The following is a 16,675-nucleotide window of genomic DNA, read 5'->3' as shown; positions in this document are numbered from 1 at the left end:
TGTTTTTTTATGTTTAATAATTGCAAACGACATAGTTTGTCTTTGAGGTATTGTAAATTAGAGCAAAGTAATGAAAGTCATTACTAATGAACCAATTAACACTTTATGGCAAAGAATTATACTTCTTTAGTAGACCGAGTTATATCAAGGTCAAATCCGGAAAATCTACCGTACACAAAATTGTTTGGAGAAGATTTTAATCGAGATTATTTAAATGTAGCTGGAAATAAAATTTTACAGTACATTAAACTATCAATGCAAGGCGTTGGTAAAGAATACACAGATAAAAGTTTTCAAGCAGGTGATGCTGTTAAAAATCATTTATCAAATGTATTATCATCGGTAAATTATGAATATCAGGGATCTGTTATGACCAATACACACATTAAAGGTAACAGTGATATAGATTTATTAGTGATATCTAATAAGTCGTATTTCTTCGATTATGATATAAAACCAAAATACGATGAAGCAATTAGTTATTTCAAGTTAAACGAAACGCAAAAGCAAAGGGTATCATCTCATTTAAATGCTACTTCTTACTCAGGTGATACATTACAAGATTTAAGAACAAATAGAATTGAATCAGAAAAGAAGTTAAAGTCTGTTTATACAATTTTCAATAATGAAAAAGCTAAATGTATTCAGATTACAAATCAAAATTTTCATCGAGATGTAGATATTGTATTTGCTTCGTGGCACAAAACATTTGAAGGAATTAAAGAAGCAAATAATAAAAAAAATAAGATTAAAATTTATGATTACCATCAACACGAATTAGGTCGAGTTGAATCTCCTTTTATTAGTATTGATTTTATTAATGAAAAAGATAGTAGCGTGAATGGTAGATTAAAGAAAATGATTCGATTTATTAAAACAATAAAAGCCGATAGTGATGTTGAAATCAAGCTTTCGAGCTTCGATATCAATGCAATTTGTTTTAATATCCCTATTTATAAATACCAAGATAAAATTTATTATGAGTTAGTGAAAGTTATCTATGATGAATTTACATTAATAATATCTGATGTGAATTACAGAAATTCTATAAAATCAGTAGATGGTAGTGAATATATATTTTATGGTAAAGAAGATAAAATGACAAGATTACGACAAGTTGTTTTAGAAATCGATCAACTTAGAAAAGATTTAGAAAGAAATATTTTAACTACTAAAATTTATAGCTAAAATGAAACCAAGAATATTTATAGGAAGTTCATCAGAAGAATTACATTACGCAACTAAAGTAAAAAGATTATTGGAGCCAGAATTTGATGTGGTAATTTGGGATGATAATTTATGGGAAAAATCCACTTTTAAATTAAATAATAACTTTTTAAATGATTTACTAAAAGCTCCTTTAAAATTTGATTATGGTATTTTAATTGGTACCCCAGATGATCAAGTTACAAAAAGAAATAAAGAGGTTTTACAAGCACGCGATAATATTTTATTTGAACTAGGTCTTTTTATCGGTAGAATGGGCATAAAAAAATGTTGTTTTTTGGTAAAGAATGAGGTTGATATAATGAATGATTTATCAGGTATATTTTTATCAAAATTTACTGATATAAATTTATTTGAAAAAGTAGACGAGATTAAAAATCATTTTCTTTTGGATAAAAGTGATTCAATTAATTTCTTCCCTTCAAATACCTTAGCAACTGGATATTTTGAAAATTTTGTAAACCAAATTTGTAAGCATTATTTAGACAAAGGGAGTATACAAATAGAAGAGAAATCATTTACAGATATTAGTTTCAAAATTTTAATTCCAAATCATATTAGTGAAAATATAACGACACAATTTCAACTAATAAAAAGAAAATTGGATGTTAAGCAATTTGATATTGATTGTTTTGGTAGAATGCGACCGTTTAACGTGAATGCTAAATTATTAGGTGAGAATAAAATAGAAATCATTGATTTTCCAACAACTATATCAGGGATTAATTTTGCAATTAAGGAGCTTTTACCAGAAGAATATAAAGAAAACAATGCTGAATACCAACATATTCTTAAACGCGAATTAAACCGTTTTGCAAATACTTTAGAATCATTAATTGCTAGAAATCATTTATCCGATATGATTGAAATAGTTCGAGAAGATTAAGATACACAATAATTAATTTTTATAACTCCCCAACCAATTTTTAATAGGTTGGGGCTTTTTTTTGCACCAAAATTAAAAACTCAAAACCCATCACCCAACAACCACAACATTTTCCACATCTGCCAACAACCACAAAAAAATCCATCCAGAATCCAACAAACAACAATTCAATATCTCTCAAACGTTTCGGAAGTAAAACCCATCCAACAGCGCATAATTCGTATATACGCAATACCTTTTTCGGGCTGCATCGCATTAACATTGAATATCGGTAAAAAAAGGTACTGCGTATATACGCCAGGCCATTAACCGCAATAACTTTCGCTGTTGCCCTATAGTCTAAGGATTTTGCAAATAGGCTTCTTTCGTTCTAAACACGAACTTCCGTTTTCAAAAGCCGTATTTTGGTTTTGATGAAGTAGCAGTATTGCCACAATCATTTTTGCGCTAACGATTTACTCCAATAATGCGCAACTTCACCTCCTTACAATAACCATCATTTAAACCCACCAAAAAACAAGGATAAATAAAATGGCATTTCGATTAGCAGACGAGTGTCAATACATTGAGTGAAACGTAAAAATGTTTACTGACCGAAGATTTGAGATTAAGAGGAGAAATCATGAGATGATTTCGGTTTAAAATTTAAACATTTTAGAGAAGCGAAATGAATATTGACCGTCGAGAATCGTAGCCTTGACTTTTTTGGTTCGTTTTTGTGTCAAGACAAAAATGAACATATAATAAAATGGGAGTTGCACACCATTTACGCAAAACAAGCCTAAAATAAGCTTTCCTTACAGTCAAGCCCATTTTTGAACGGCTTTTCGTTACACACAAAAATGCTCGTTAGGCATTTGAGATTAAGAGGAGAAGCTATACTGATGATGTCAATCTAAATCAAAAATAGAATAATGGGAAAACTTTTATAATTTCAATAGACCACATGGTTCATTTAAAGGAAAAACTCCTTATGAAGTACTAAAATCAAAACTAAAATAATTATATTTAAGGTCTACGAAGTGATGAAGTACGACACGTGAAAAAATTATTATTAAACAATTCTAAACTATATGATAAAAATTACCAAAATAAAAACCACATTAAGTAAAGGCGTAGTCATTCCAAGTTTAATTTTTATTATTGGAATATGCTTGTTATCTGCAATTTATCCAAAACTTACTGAAAGCTTACTAAATACTGTCAAGAATTTTATTTTCATTAATCTCAATTATGTTTATATCTGGTCGGTTACGATTTTTGTGATTTTTTTGATCTATCTAATTTTTAGTAAATATGGTAATATACGTTTGGGAAGGAACGATAGTAAACCAGACTATTCTTTCTTTTCATGGATTTCAATGCTATTTGCTGCAGGTATGGGGATTGGACTGATGTATTTCAGCGTTGCTGAGCCGATGCAACATTACTCTAATGAAGTTTTTGCTGGAAATTCAGTAGTACAGCGTGCCAAAGATGCGCAGTTATATACATTTTTTCATTGGGGTATCCATGCTTGGGCAATTTATTGTATTGTTGGATTGTCTTTAGCTTATTTTACTTATCGTTACCGTTTACCACTTTCTTTACGAAGTTGTTTTTATCCTTTACTAAAAGATAAAATCAAAGGTAAATGGGGAAATGCGATTGATGTTTTTGCACTATGCAGTACTTTTTTCGGTATTACGACTACTTTGGGATTTGGTGTGGTTCAAATCAATTCTGGTTTGGAAATATTGGGCGTTTTACCAACGAGTAGCTTTCTTTATCAAGTATTGATTGTAGTAGTATTAGTTTCGATTTCTATCATTTCTGCCGTAAGCGGAGTTGATAAAGGTGTAAGAATATTAAGTAACGTCAATATTATTAGTGTTGCGATGCTTTTACTTTTCGTCTTGATTCTTGGCCCTACCATCTATCTGATAGGTAGTTTTACAGATGGTATTGGAAATTATATCAGTAACTTTTTTAACCTTACTTTTAACACACATGTTTATGAACCTGAAATGCAACCATGGTTTTATGATTGGACAATACTATATTGGGCATGGTGGATTTCGTGGTCTCCTTATGTAGGATTGTTTATTGCTAAGATTTCAAAAGGAAGAACGATAAGAGAGTTTATTGTAGCAGTTTTGATTATACCAACTTTATTCAATTTTATATGGATGTCTGTTTTTGGTAATAGTGCGATATGGTTTGATGTTAATGTAGCTAACGGGGCGTTGAGTCAATTAGCAAGCAATCCTGATGCCCTGATGTTTCGATTTCTAGAATATTTACCATTAACAAATATTGCTAGTTTTTTTACAATTGCCATTATCATCATTTTTTTTGTCACTTCCGCAGATTCTGGAATGTTTGTAATGAATAGTATTGCTACTAAAAATGCCAAGAATTCTCCTAAATGGCAAACTGTAGGATGGGGATTTTTACTTTCTGTACTAGCATTATTATTACTTAATGCTGGGGGACTGGCTGCTTTACAGAGTATGACACTAATTACAGCTTTACCGTTTTCCATTATTATGTTATTATTTATTGTAAGCCTTGTTAAGGCTTTGTCCATTGATAAAAGCTATTATGAACGTGATTTTTCAGTATCTACTATTCCTTGGTCGGGAACCTCTTGGCGAGAAAGATTACAACAAATTGTTTCATTCAATGATAAGGAATCAGTTAGTGGTTTCATTAATACAACTGTACATGAAGCATTTTCGGATTTGCAAAAAGAGTTTGCTAAAAATGGTATTGTTGCGAAAATAAATTTTCATGAAAATCCTGAGAGGGCTGAAATTGAAATAAAATATGATGTAGTAAATAATTTTATTTACGGTGTGATGAGTGATTCAAAAATTATATCGGATTATTTGCTTAATGAAGATAATTTGCCAGATATAGAAAATAACCGGACTTTTTATCCTAAATCATATTTTGGTGACGATAGAGAAGGTTATGATGTTCAGTTATTTACTAAAAATGAGCTTATCTCTGATGTACTGAAGCATTATGAACGATTTATTGAAATTATTTCTGAAGAAAAGAATGAAATGTTTATTAGTAGTAATATAAATCGAAGATTAAAATAAGAAGATATTCAAGACTTACGAAATATTAAATGACCCTATCAAGCTTGAGAAGCTTCGGGTTTAAATGCCACGCACCCCCGCCACCCAAGAAAGCGGTTGCAGGTTCAGAAAAAGCAAAAGTTTTTTAGTAAGGTACATTGGTGTATTGCGCTAAATCGCTAGTCGCATCACATCGTTCGGTACTACACACTAACGTGTTCCGTAACCCCTCACTTTTGTGCTGCTTGATAGCTTATTAGCCCACACCAATTGGCTCGGTGTAGCAAAACATCCTATCGGATGTTCAGCTACATTCCCTCGCCACCTTATTTTGAAGTTGATTTGCTTTTCTTCACCTGCGCGAGTTGCCCCAGTGCGTTTTATCCGAAATAGACACACCAAAATTCACAAAAAAGATAGCAAAGTTAGTTAATGGTCGTTTTACGTCAAGGTCAAGCCCTTCGGGTTTCTCACAAAATCTCCACCCATTCGGGTAGTATTTTGCTCGAAAACCTTGCCTTTAAAACGCCCAATCCTGATGGTATGGCTTTCTTTTTTTTCTCTTTTTTTCTTTTCAAAATGATTTTGAAGGGAAGGATATTTGCTTCTTCGATTTCCTCAATCCGATTCCACTTTTTCGACAACGTTCCGACTTCGATTCGGAGTTAAAGCGTACATATTCCACCTCTATAGATAATTGGGTGCAGTGATCACGCATAAAAAAATCTCACCATTACGATGAGATTTCAAAAAGTCCTGAAAGTCCTGTTAAGGTCTTTTTAGACTATTTTTTATTTGGATCATTATCTGCTTCATCTATCTTGACAGCAGTTTGAGCAACAGCACTTGCAATTGCACCACCTAAAGCCAAATATCCAGCTACTGAAACAATTGTTGCAGGTAAAACAACTGGAGCAGCTAAGATGGTTCCGCTTATCGCAGTTAAAGCTAATCCCACATTACGAACGATTTTAAACCATTTAGGAGTTTCATTGGTTACACGTTCTACTAAATTTAAACTATCCTTTTTCATCACGTTTATTTTTAAGATTCAACATTTCAAGAGTTGTAATTCTTGATTCTAAATATTCGACACGTTGGCTGAGTAAATCATAACTGTTTTTAAATTCGGTTTTGATCAATAAAGCCATCGTTTTTACTTCTGTAATATCCTTTTCCATTTTCTTAAAATCGGAATGTAATTGCTTAATAAAGTAAGCAACCACTGCCAATAATAAACTTGAAACTGAACCGAAAAGGACATTTAAAACCAATTCATTTTCCATAGCTCACGATTTTAGAATTGAAAATTATTCTCGATACGAATATGATTTTCTTTGCTTTTGGCAATCTTCAAAAGTTTAGGATAAACCATATCATACGCCTTACGACTATGCGTAACTTGATAATCACTATTGATCAATTCAAAACCAAACCCAGTCAACGGACATCCTGCAGTTTGTAAATAGGTATTACCAATATGGATGTACACATAATCAAAATTCGGAAGCTTATCAATTTCAATCATACCTTCGTGAACTTTCCCCATCAGATTTTTATACTTGGTATTCATACCGCCCCAAGAATTGACAATCAATTGATAATCACCTGTAGGAATTGCAGTTTGCTTCGGTATCTTATCGGCTCGAATCTTATCTTCTAACAAATAGCATTGAAAGATTCCATCAATGTATAAATGACTCAACGTACTTTGCTTTCCTTGAGCCACACGCACAATTTTTACACGCATCATTCAATTATTTAAGATGAAACAAAAAAGAGTCTTTTCAAATCGAAAAGACTCTTTAACCAACCAACAGCTTAAAAAGCATCTTCGATTTTCAAGCAGTTTCCAGAGGCGAAAGGATAATAGTTTCCGTTGACTTCTTGGAAAAACTCAATACCAATACACTGTACAACCGTTACGTTATTTGCTAAAGTTGGCGCACCTGGTAAAGCTGCCGAAATCGTATCTCCGGCATAGGGAGTATTTAACGGAATATAATCCGAGTATGTAACAACATTCAATTCGTTATTGATTGGATCATCAGCTTCATAATTTCCAGTCGTAGGATTGAAAGAGAAATCAGCTAATACAGCCAATGCATTAATCAATCGGAAATGTGTAGATCCTGCAGGAGCAGAAACCAATTCAGCAGGATTAAATGCAGCAACTACAAAATCTGCTTCGTTTCTATCTACATTATGTTCCACATCATAAGGCGCATTAAAAACACCATTAATAGAAAGTCTTTTGTCAAACTCAAAGCCTACTAAATATTGACGTTGAGTAGAAATCTCAACTTTACGATAACCTCTGGCTTCAGTACCATCTTCCAAATTGATTTTCTTCATTACAGAAGTTAATCGACCTGTCACTTGGCTATCTGCCATTTTACTCATTACTTGTGATAGAGCGGTACGAAGTGATTTCCCTGCCTTAGCACAACCACCAAACTCATTCATATTTTCACGAGTACGTTCAAACTCAGGCGCAGTTTTTACTTGCTGAGCAGTAGGACCACCAACTAAACCTGCATAAAATCCTGGTTGTCCTTTAATTTTAAAATGACGAACATCTCCAATCGTACCGATGTATTTCATCAAACCTTTTTGTCTTGCCATAACAATAAATTTTTTAGTTAAACAATTGATATTAATCGTATTACAAATTTGGTTGATTAAATTTGTATAGACAATATGTAACTAATTGCAATACAATGAAATACAGTGCTAAAGAACCTTATTACGTGGAAACATTTTATAATGTATTAGAAATCAAAGATGCAGATACTTTGGTTGTGAAACACGCCTTTTCGAAAGAAGAAAAAGAAATCAGATTATACGGAATAGATGCACCAGAAATCCGAATGAATAAAAAATTAAAAATAGATGAAGAAAAAACACATCTTCCTGCAAGTTTGTTGATCGAGTTGGGATGGGAAGCCAGAAATTACCTGACTAACGTTTTATCTGTTGATGAAAGAATAACCATAATCACAGAAATAAAAAATGCCTACGATTTTTATCATAGGCAATTAGGTTATGTTATCCTGGAATCAGGCGAATGTTTGAATGAATTATTGCTTCAAAATGGATATGCAAAAGCATCAAGAGACTATTATTGTTCCAAATTAGCCGAATATCAGTTGATGAATCGTACTGCTCAGATGAATAAAGTCGGATTATATGCTCGAATTTCCCATTTTTAAGCCCAGATCAAATGTTAAAGTTTCGTTTTTTATGGCTTAAAATCTAAGCTCAACAAAGATTAAAAACAAACTTTTTCAATTGTTGTACTTATGTTGTACCAAATGCTATAAAATGAGTAACCAACCCACTAAAATAAAGACTTTGCAAAGAAACTTTGGATAATACGATGTTATGCGACCGCCCTTTTCACGGTTTGTTTATTAAGTCTTTAAAATATCCGTAATCTTTGTCAATTAAAATTCTTCTATCCAGATAACAATTGAATTTTTCGCAAGATGTTTCGGGCAACAAAGTACAACTGAAACAAGCTGAAAGATTCAAGTTTGCTACACCTTGTCCGTGTGTATGATAACAAATCGGGTCTGTTGCACAGTCAGTAGCACGAATCATAGCAGATTCAATAAGCTTTCCAATTTTATTATCATCGCAAATAGAAGTAATTCCTCCGTAACTGCCTTCTGACCCGGCAATTGTGTATATCAAAACTCCATTCATTCCAAGTTCATCGTCAATGTAAAGTCGTTCTTGAATAGATGTTGATGGATATCCACATAAATACTCTAATTCCTTAATGATTAAATGCGAAAAAGTATGTATTAAAACATATTTTGGGTTTAACTCAAAATCATCATTTAAGTGTGATTCAAAATGGCTTTGATTTCCGATAAGAATTGATACTCGTTCTTTTATCTTTGGATTGTGCTCAATCCAATTATTTAAAATTTCATTGTTAAATTCAAAGAAGATTCCTTCACCAAAACTTTCTATTGCAGGCAAATATTTTGTGGATTTGCCAAAAGAAGAAGTGAATTTTTTCACAATGCTCTCTTTTGTTACTTTTTCCGAGTCTTCATCCTTCAAAATCAAATTTGATGAAATCGGTTCTTGTCGTGTAAAAGATGTTTGAACAGATGTAATTTTTATTTTATCCATTTTGAAAATGGATTTTAGTAAATCTTTTTGATATAAAGATTCATCAATTTTTTCAAAGATTAATTTGTTTTCAATACTTTGAGGTGTAGTTTTACTGGTTATGTATCTATACTCATCAAATCTGTATTGATTTTCTGTTTTTGCAATTTCAAGTTCTCGTTCACTAAAATTTTTGTTGATTAAATCTTGAATTAGTTGTTCAGAAAATTCTCTCCCACTCTCTTTTTTTAGAATCTTAATAATCTGTGAAACAGTAAAATCATCCTCATAATATTCTTTTATTTTTTTTATAAGTGCTTCATTTAATTCATCATTTGCTGGTATGTAAATACTCGATAAAATATTTGGATAATAAACACTATTACTAGAACGGATAACAGGTTTGAATAAAATGTCTGTTTCTTTTGAGTTTGGTATTAAATCTTGGATTTTTACTCTTAAATTGAACAGACCTGAAAGGGTGGTAAAGTTTAATTGTTCACCGCTTTTTCTTTTTGCAATTATCCAAATACCTTTCAAATCGTCTAATTTGTCAGAAGTTTTATATTCAAAAAATGCATCATCCGGAACTTGAATGTTCCCAAGTGTAATAATATCCTCTTCGTTTATGGTTTCAGTAGTTTCTTTTTTGTCTTCTTTTTTCTTGTTTTTAAACATTGCCCATTTATCCCAAGGAATATCGGCTATTTCTCCATTAGGAGATGTCAAGACAAAGCGAACTTGCTCTAAGTCAAATAATTTTCTTTTTTTTTCTCGATTTTTAACATAACAATTATAACATTTTGGTGGATAAAAATTCTCTTTATGTTCTGAATTTACGTTGTTCTCCCAATTTCTTTTCCAATTATCAATTCTGTCAAAGCGGTGACAATTATTACAATAAAACCATTCTGGAAAATATTTGGCTGACAAAAAAGCAAATGGATTTTCGGGCTTAAATCCTTGTTTTAAATCGTTAACAGGGATTTTTACCAAGTGCTCTAATTCTTGAAAATATCTGCTTAGACGATTTTTAAAACGTTTATCAATTATGAAATTATGTTCTTCAAAATTTCCGTTTACGGTTTGGAAAAATGGCCATTCATTAAAATTATCAATCAGTATCGAACCGTCTCTTGTTTCTATAATAGAACCAACACCACCATAAGAACTAATGGCTTTTCTTGTTTGTATTTGCTCAAATTGTCCCATTACTTATTTATTATTTTTACAATGCTGTTTGTATCTATTTCTCTCATTGACATCATCAAACTCCAATCATCTAAATCAGACATTTTTTTAATCAGAATTTTGTAAGTCAAATCGCCTTCTTTGGTTGTCCATTTTTCGGCTAAAACTTTCAGTTTTTCTAAAGCATAATCCAATTGTTTTTTGTTTTTAATTCGCTCTGAAATAAAACTTTCAAGTTCTCTATAATCTCCTGTAAAATCTTTTGCTCGTTTGTCTAAATATAAACCTTGTTTGTGTCTTACATAACAAACCAGCAAACTCGCTAAAACTTTATCTAAAGCAATTTCTGTAAATGGTGTAACACTTAACGGTTCAACGAATTTGTAATAAGCGTTGTTGAACGGAACGTAATTTTCAAAATAGGATTTATCTCTTGAACGATTAGCGTCCAATAAATTTATTACAATTCCTTTGTCTTTTCGTCCTACACGGCTTGATGCTTGAATGTATTCGGCAACGTTTTTAGGTTGTCCGTTCATTAACATTACATTCAATCGTTCAATATCAATACCAACTGAAAACATATTGGAAGCCAAAACCAAATCTACCGAATTTTGAACGAAATTATAACCATCTTTTGCAACCAAGCTAAATGGCATTTCTAATTCGTTTAATAGTTTTTTGATAGAATTACTTTCAATTCTGCTCGTCAATTCTTTTGTTCTTCCTGCAAGTCCGAAATAATTAAAACCATAAGTTTGTTTTGGCAGTTGATAGCGATTATGTAAGAGTTTTAAAAAGTCTGAAATTTCCGCAGGGACTTTATTATAAACTTTTCCAACATCTCGCAAACTATTGTAGAATGAAACAATCGTCCAAAAATTATTTTCTCTATGTATTGCTTCTTCTTGCGTTAAACTTTCTTTTACTCTGTAATATTTAAACAATTTAATTCTTGCCAAAAGCAAATTTCCTAAAATTCGTATTTGCGAGTTTAAAGCAGTTTTCCCTGTTGGCATAAAGCCAATATGTTTTCGTTTGCTTTCAGTTGAAACATAAGAAAAGAAATTATCGTCATAAGTTACACCCATTGGTGGGAAAATGTTCAATTCTCTATTTCCATATAGCATTTTAACTTGTTGCTCAGTATTTCTTGTCGTTGCTGTTGATGTAATGATTTTGGGTTTTCTTTTTCCTTTTGTAGATAGTAATTCAACGATTGATTCGTATAAACCAGTGATAGAACCTAAAGGACCACTTAACAAGTGTAATTCATCTTGAATAATTAAGTCGGGTGGTAATTTCTTTTCATCTTGTGAATTGAAAAGATGGTGTCCTTCTTCTCTGTGTGAGAGCATTGCGAATTTATCAACTGTTGCAAAAAGCAAAGTCGGTGGATTTTGATAAATTTTATCATCAACAAAATAAATTGGCAATTCTGCATTAAACGCACAACTTGGATTTAAGCAATTAGTTGAGAAAGTATTGTTTGTTGCTTTGTAACCTAAATCAAATCTTCCTGAATTATTTTGAGAAACCAAATTACAACCGCACCAAGAACAGCTTGTAATAGGAAAAGTATTTGCTTTCCGATAATCTCCTGCTTTTTTGTTATTCAGTTTTGTTATTTCAGCAAACGTTTTTTTGAATATTGTTTGAGCATCTTTATATGAATTTGGTGTTGTAGAAGCACCAACCCACATTCCAATAGAAACTTTATCATCACCAAAGAAATAATCTTCATTTGGTTTGAAAAATCGTCTTAAAAAATCTAAAGAAAGAATCAATTTTGTTGCACGTTCAAACTGTTGTGCAGTCAATAAACGCAATGTATAACGCATAATCACAGAAACTCCGTCCGAATCCTTTCCGTGTAAAATTCTTCTGCTAATTATCGTAAAAGCTGTAATTGCCAAATACGCTTCTGTTTTTCCTCCACCTGTCGGAAACCAAAGCAAATCAACAACGTTGTTTCTGTCGTCAGAATCTTCGTTGATTGTAGATTCTATGTTTAAAAGGAAAAACGCTAATTGGAAAGGTCTGTAATTGGGCTTGAATGTGTGATTTTTGAAAAAATCTAAACTATTGTACTCAAAATCACTTTTGATTTCTGATAACTCAATTCCTTTATTTCCAAATAAATCTTTGTTTGAGATTAACATTTGAATATACATTGCTGTATTTGCCAACAAAAAGGCTTTAAAAGCAACTTTGTTTTCATTTAGAAAGTCTATATTCTTAATTAATCTTTCGTATGTTTTATTTTGCTTTTCTAAAATGGTGTTTAGCGGTTTTTTAAAATTGTCTTCTGCAGTTGTTTTTTCTTGTTCAGTTATCCAATTCTTGTACTCTTGTGCAAAAAGTTTCAATTTTTGAATGATTGTTGATTTGTCTAAATCACTCCAAATTGAAAGTTTTTTTAATTCAGTAATGTCTTTCAAATTTTCAGGGAAATCCTCTTTAAAAGCATTACTATAATTTTTAATGTCAACTTCAGGTAAAAAAGTAGTTTTTAATTCCGTTGGTTTTTTTTCGTCATTCCAGGTAACCGCACAACCGTGTCCGATTGCAAAAGAGTGTTCTTTTCTATATTGAAAATTGATTATGTTTAATTCTTCATCAAAAGGATTTATTTCTGAAAGTTGTTTGTAAGGTAAAAACGTCGTTCCTGTAATTGAAATTTCTCCTTGAAATATTGAATTTATATTTAATTGTTCATTACTGAACGAGAATTTATTTTTTGGATGGTTAAGTCTATTTGCTAACAAAATTTTTATGAATTTTCCATAATGTGTTTCATAAATCTTTTTGTAAAAGCAAGTGACAATTGAATTGTCGTCTTGATTTAGATCTAATGGATACTCTTTAGATTCATCAATATTTACCTCTGTTAGATTTACTTCAACAATTTTAGGTTCAATCTTCACTCTTTTCCATAGCCGACCTAATAGTAATTCTCCTTTTTTGTAGGCTACACTGTCAATTAGCTCTGTCTGTTGTTCATTTTCTTTAAATCGATTTCTATAAGTATGAACAGATAAGTCTCCTTTGTCAAATTCCTCTTTGTTCAAAGACATTAATCCGTTTTCATACTTAAAATATTTGCTTACTGAATTGTATGGGTTTTCAGAAAATTTTTTGAAATCATCTTCAGAAATTTCAATAGTTGCTTCAGTAGGTTTAATTTGGATGTACTTAGCGTAATTGAATGTCACAGTTAAAGTTTCTGCATCTTTCGGAACACAGAATGTTAAACCAAAATTGGTTGGAAAATATTGATTAGCTTCAGAATATTCTTTTTCTAACTCTACATTTTTACTTTTGTCAATATCTTCATCAAAATTTTCATCAGTACTATTAGTTTCAGGAATTACTGTTTCAATATTATCATCTTCAATTTCTGCATTTGCATCGTGTGTTTCTTTTTCTCCGATAGAAACTTCCATATCACGTTCAGGGAACAGAATGCCTGAATAATATCTACTTAATGGATAATCAGAAATTATTTCGTTATCAATATCAGAAATAAAGACATCAGAACCGGGTCCAATCAAATTATTTTTGATTGTGTCCCGAAATATCAATCTCGGCTCTTTTAAATAGTTATTCATCTACCAAAGTCTTTTTTATAATTGTTTTTTCTTGAATTGTTGCTGTTAGTTTTTCTAAAATTTCATTCGGTAATTTTTTTAGAGAATCACTTTTTTCTTCTTTATTAGAAGCAACAAAATCTAATAAATCATTACCCAAAATCTTTCCTGCTTGTTGCCTTATGGAATGGTCTTTTTTAGAATAAATCTTGAATTTTTCAAATTCAGTTACGATTAAATCGTTTGAACGATTGTTCTTCAAACAAAAATCTCGAATAACTTCCAAAGTTCTCACTCTTGGAAATCTTGTTGAGGATTTTTCGTCCAAATACAAGCGAAAAGTATTGTAATTTATCTTGAATGATGTAAATAAAGCTTCGAAAAATTTTTCTGTGCTATTAAAATTTTTAGACAAATCTTTCAAAGTTAATTTCCAACTGTCTGCATATTTATCAAACGAATCTAATAAATTTTCTGTATCGAATATCTTGAGGATTTTTCTAAAATCTTCCTTACTATTGTTTTGGTAGAATCGGATAGTAGCATTTACATAGACTTCTCCAATTGTCGTTTTTATTTGTTCGCCATTTTCAATTAGAAAAACACCTTTTGAAGAATCAAATCTATCTTTGGTTCCGTCACTAAATTCAATTTCATAAATTGCTTGTTCTTTTGGTAAATCAATAGTTTCATATGGATTGTTTCTAAAACTTTCACTATTCAAGTCAAAAGAAAATATATCATCTAATTCTCTTTTTTTCAATTCTGTTGAATGAGTGAAATTTGTTTGAAAAAATTCTAATCTATCCTTGTGATTCAATTTGGTCTTTTCTTGATTTTGATATGAATGTTCAACATTGTCAAAAGATATTTCATCTAAATTTTCGTAACAAAGAATTTCGCAAATTCCCTTTATTGATTTAATTTTAGAGTATAATTCAAGGTTGTTTAGGTACGGGATAATTACAACTCGGCTATGAGAATTTAACTGTTCATCATTCAACCATTTTTCTAAATAGAGCTTTGAATTGTCAATTCTTTTGTCGCTGATTAAACGAATGTTGTTTATTCTTTCGTTCTTTATTTGATTGTAAACTGCATCATACATTTTCTTTTCAACAATCAAATAAAATGTTTTCGTATGATTTCCTTTTGCTTTTAGTTTGATGTAATTCCATTTCAAATTCTCGCTTTCCAAGGTGCTTGAAATTTTGGAAAACAAAACAAATATTCGGTCGGTGTAACCCTTGATTGTGTTTGGGTTATAAATGTTTTTGTTGTAAAAAAGATTGTTTAATTCTTGAGAAAAAGAATCACTTTGAAAGTAATGATTTAATCGATCTAAATATTCTTGATAAATACCTTTTGAAAGATTCGTATTTACTAAAATGATTCTCAGAAAGAAATTAGTATATTTCAAAATGAAAGCTAGATTTACATTACTCTCATCTTTTATTTTTTGAATTTCTTGTTGTAACTCTAAAAACAACGAATAAAGATTGCTGTTATTTAGTTTTATTTTTGTTATTTCATTTGGAGTCTCATTGTTTGCAATTTTTACTTCATCGTTTGACCACAACCATTCTATAAAATGATTTGCAGAATTTGGTTTATCTGTACCAATAATTATAATGTTTTTGTATTTATCCCTGTATTTTTCTTGTAGAATAAAATCAAAACAATTCCGGTATTTAGCATCACCAATAATTATAATTTCATCAAACTGTTGATTTTCGTTCAAAAGAAAGTTTTGTGCTGAAGGGAAGTCGTTGCAGCACTCAACCAAGTAACTAAAAAATGGTAAGTCATTGCTGATTTTTCCATTTTTATTCGTGTATCTAATTGGCAAAAATTTACTTTCCCTAAAAAATTGCTTTTCAGCAATTACCAAGGTTCTGTTTTTAAAATCGGTTATAAAAGGAAAGTTGTCGCTAAATACATTATTTAGAAAACAAACATAGTTGTCGATATTATTAGAAGTGTTTCTCCCATTTGATAAGTTAGGATTTATTTTGTAAAATTTATGACCGCTAATTGTGAAACTTCCTTCTCCCTCATTTTTTTTAGGAAATTTATATTTTAGAGTTAAACCTGTTGGACTTTTTCTAACAACTTGAAAAACTCTTTTTCTTCTATGAGAATATACTAAATCACCTCCATCAATAGGAGGATTTGTAGATTCATAATTAAAGTAGTTTTGATATAGTTTAATTAAGACAATTGAATGAAAAATCGAAGCAAAAAAATTTTCTCTATATTCTTCCTCAGGTATGCTTATAAAAAAATCCTTTTTTTCAGAGTTGTCGTTTAGAATATATTGATAAATCAAATGAAAGTTTACGATGTCAAATACGCTGTATTTTTCAAAATCAGTTTCACGTAAATTGATTTCGTTTGAATAACATTCTTGTATTTCTTTATGAATTAAATCTAAGTAGTTTTGGATTTGATTTTTCATTAAATAACAATTGTGTTTCCAATGGTGTTAGTTTAGGGTGTCGCATAACGAGAAACGGCTTGGCTGCAGCTCGGGCTAAATAGGCGAGAAGTTCGACGATTTCACCAAGCGTAACAAAACCATTTCCGAT

Annotated in this window: 11 protein-coding genes; 4 read left to right on the top strand and 7 right to left on the bottom strand. The window is 30.9% G+C overall.

All coding sequences use genetic code 11. The features are described from left to right. The first annotated feature begins 105 nt into the window (after positions 1-105). The 3 genes from AC1QSP_RS04620 (at position 106) to AC1QSP_RS04610 (ending at position 5,202) form a co-directional block, all read left to right on the top strand. Positions 106-1,188 carry a nucleotidyltransferase-like protein gene (locus AC1QSP_RS04620; protein WP_484079989.1) on the top strand — a complete coding sequence of 361 codons (1,083 nt, stop codon included), beginning with the start codon at positions 106-108 and terminating at the stop codon, positions 1,186-1,188. A 1-nt stretch (position 1,189) separates the two neighbouring features. Then, positions 1,190-2,113 carry an STING domain-containing protein gene (locus AC1QSP_RS04615; protein WP_484079988.1) on the top strand — a complete coding sequence of 308 codons (924 nt, stop codon included), beginning with the start codon at positions 1,190-1,192 and terminating at the stop codon, positions 2,111-2,113. Positions 2,114-3,186: 1,073 nt separating this feature from the next. After that, positions 3,187-5,202 carry a BCCT family transporter gene (locus tag AC1QSP_RS04610; protein WP_484079987.1) on the top strand — a complete coding sequence of 672 codons (2,016 nt, stop codon included), beginning with the start codon at positions 3,187-3,189 and terminating at the stop codon, positions 5,200-5,202. Between the two features lie 763 nt (positions 5,203-5,965). Here AC1QSP_RS04610 and AC1QSP_RS04605 read toward each other — a convergent pair. The 4 genes from AC1QSP_RS04605 to AC1QSP_RS04590 all read right to left on the bottom strand — a co-directional run bounded on the left by AC1QSP_RS04605 (position 5,966) and on the right by AC1QSP_RS04590 (position 7,806). Further along, entirely contained in the window at positions 5,966-6,214 is a 249-nt protein-coding gene (locus tag AC1QSP_RS04605; protein ID WP_484079986.1) for a hypothetical protein, read from the bottom strand. Continuing rightward, on the bottom strand, positions 6,201-6,467 hold the full coding sequence (locus AC1QSP_RS04600) for a hypothetical protein (protein WP_068599396.1): 267 nt from the start codon (positions 6,465-6,467) through the stop codon (positions 6,201-6,203). The genes AC1QSP_RS04605 and AC1QSP_RS04600 overlap by 14 nt, the downstream gene beginning before the upstream one ends. Before the next feature lie 11 nt (positions 6,468-6,478). Then, complete coding sequence (locus tag AC1QSP_RS04595; protein WP_484079985.1) at positions 6,479-6,931, bottom strand: DUF5675 family protein; 453 nt, start codon at positions 6,929-6,931, stop codon at positions 6,479-6,481. Between the two features lie 71 nt (positions 6,932-7,002). Then, positions 7,003-7,806 (bottom strand): hypothetical protein, encoded by an 804-nt coding sequence (locus AC1QSP_RS04590; RefSeq protein ID WP_484079984.1) that lies wholly within the window; start codon positions 7,804-7,806, stop codon positions 7,003-7,005. A 95-nt stretch (positions 7,807-7,901) separates the two neighbouring features. On the opposite strand from AC1QSP_RS04590, the gene AC1QSP_RS04585 reads away from it, so the two are divergent. Beyond that, positions 7,902-8,393 carry a thermonuclease family protein gene (locus AC1QSP_RS04585; RefSeq protein WP_484079983.1) on the top strand — a complete coding sequence of 164 codons (492 nt, stop codon included), beginning with the start codon at positions 7,902-7,904 and terminating at the stop codon, positions 8,391-8,393. 187 nt (positions 8,394-8,580) lie between these two features. Here AC1QSP_RS04585 and drmB read toward each other — a convergent pair whose 3' ends face one another. The 3 genes from drmB to AC1QSP_RS04570 are packed head-to-tail and all read right to left on the bottom strand — an operon-like array spanning position 8,581 to position 16,545. Further along, positions 8,581-10,518 carry a DrmB family protein gene (drmB, locus tag AC1QSP_RS04580; protein ID WP_484079982.1) on the bottom strand — a complete coding sequence of 646 codons (1,938 nt, stop codon included), beginning with the start codon at positions 10,516-10,518 and terminating at the stop codon, positions 8,581-8,583. Next, positions 10,518-14,108 (bottom strand): helicase-related protein, encoded by a 3,591-nt coding sequence (locus AC1QSP_RS04575; RefSeq protein ID WP_484079981.1) that lies wholly within the window; start codon positions 14,106-14,108, stop codon positions 10,518-10,520. The genes drmB and AC1QSP_RS04575 overlap by 1 nt, the downstream gene beginning before the upstream one ends. Then, the gene (locus tag AC1QSP_RS04570; RefSeq protein ID WP_484079980.1) at positions 14,101-16,545 is read right to left on the bottom strand and encodes a hypothetical protein; all 2,445 of its coding nucleotides are present in this window, start codon (positions 16,543-16,545) and stop codon (positions 14,101-14,103) included. The genes AC1QSP_RS04575 and AC1QSP_RS04570 overlap by 8 nt, the downstream gene beginning before the upstream one ends. Positions 16,546-16,675: the final 130 nt, after the last annotated feature.

The sequence above is a fragment of the Faecalibacter sp. genome, assembly GCF_057177045.1.
The sequence above is the reverse complement of the archived record's forward strand: the minus strand, read 5'-3'. Positions and strand labels throughout refer to the sequence as shown.

Excerpts from the sequence above, each read along its gene's own strand:
- AC1QSP_RS04620 (WP_484079989.1), top strand. The coding sequence starts at position 106 with ATGGCAAAGAATTATACTTCTTTAGTAGACCGAGTTATATCAAGGTCA.
- AC1QSP_RS04615 (WP_484079988.1), top strand. The coding sequence starts at position 1,190 with ATGAAACCAAGAATATTTATAGGAAGTTCATCAGAAGAATTACATTAC.
- AC1QSP_RS04610 (WP_484079987.1), top strand. The coding sequence starts at position 3,187 with ATGATAAAAATTACCAAAATAAAAACCACATTAAGTAAAGGCGTAGTC.
- AC1QSP_RS04605 (WP_484079986.1), bottom strand. The coding sequence starts at position 6,214 with ATGAAAAAGGATAGTTTAAATTTAGTAGAACGTGTAACCAATGAAACT.
- AC1QSP_RS04600 (WP_068599396.1), bottom strand. The coding sequence starts at position 6,467 with ATGGAAAATGAATTGGTTTTAAATGTCCTTTTCGGTTCAGTTTCAAGT.
- AC1QSP_RS04595 (WP_484079985.1), bottom strand. The coding sequence starts at position 6,931 with ATGCGTGTAAAAATTGTGCGTGTGGCTCAAGGAAAGCAAAGTACGTTG.
- AC1QSP_RS04590 (WP_484079984.1), bottom strand. The coding sequence starts at position 7,806 with ATGGCAAGACAAAAAGGTTTGATGAAATACATCGGTACGATTGGAGAT.
- AC1QSP_RS04585 (WP_484079983.1), top strand. The coding sequence starts at position 7,902 with ATGAAATACAGTGCTAAAGAACCTTATTACGTGGAAACATTTTATAAT.
- drmB (WP_484079982.1), bottom strand. The coding sequence starts at position 10,518 with ATGGGACAATTTGAGCAAATACAAACAAGAAAAGCCATTAGTTCTTAT.
- AC1QSP_RS04575 (WP_484079981.1), bottom strand. The coding sequence starts at position 14,108 with ATGAATAACTATTTAAAAGAGCCGAGATTGATATTTCGGGACACAATC.
- AC1QSP_RS04570 (WP_484079980.1), bottom strand. The coding sequence starts at position 16,545 with ATGAAAAATCAAATCCAAAACTACTTAGATTTAATTCATAAAGAAATA.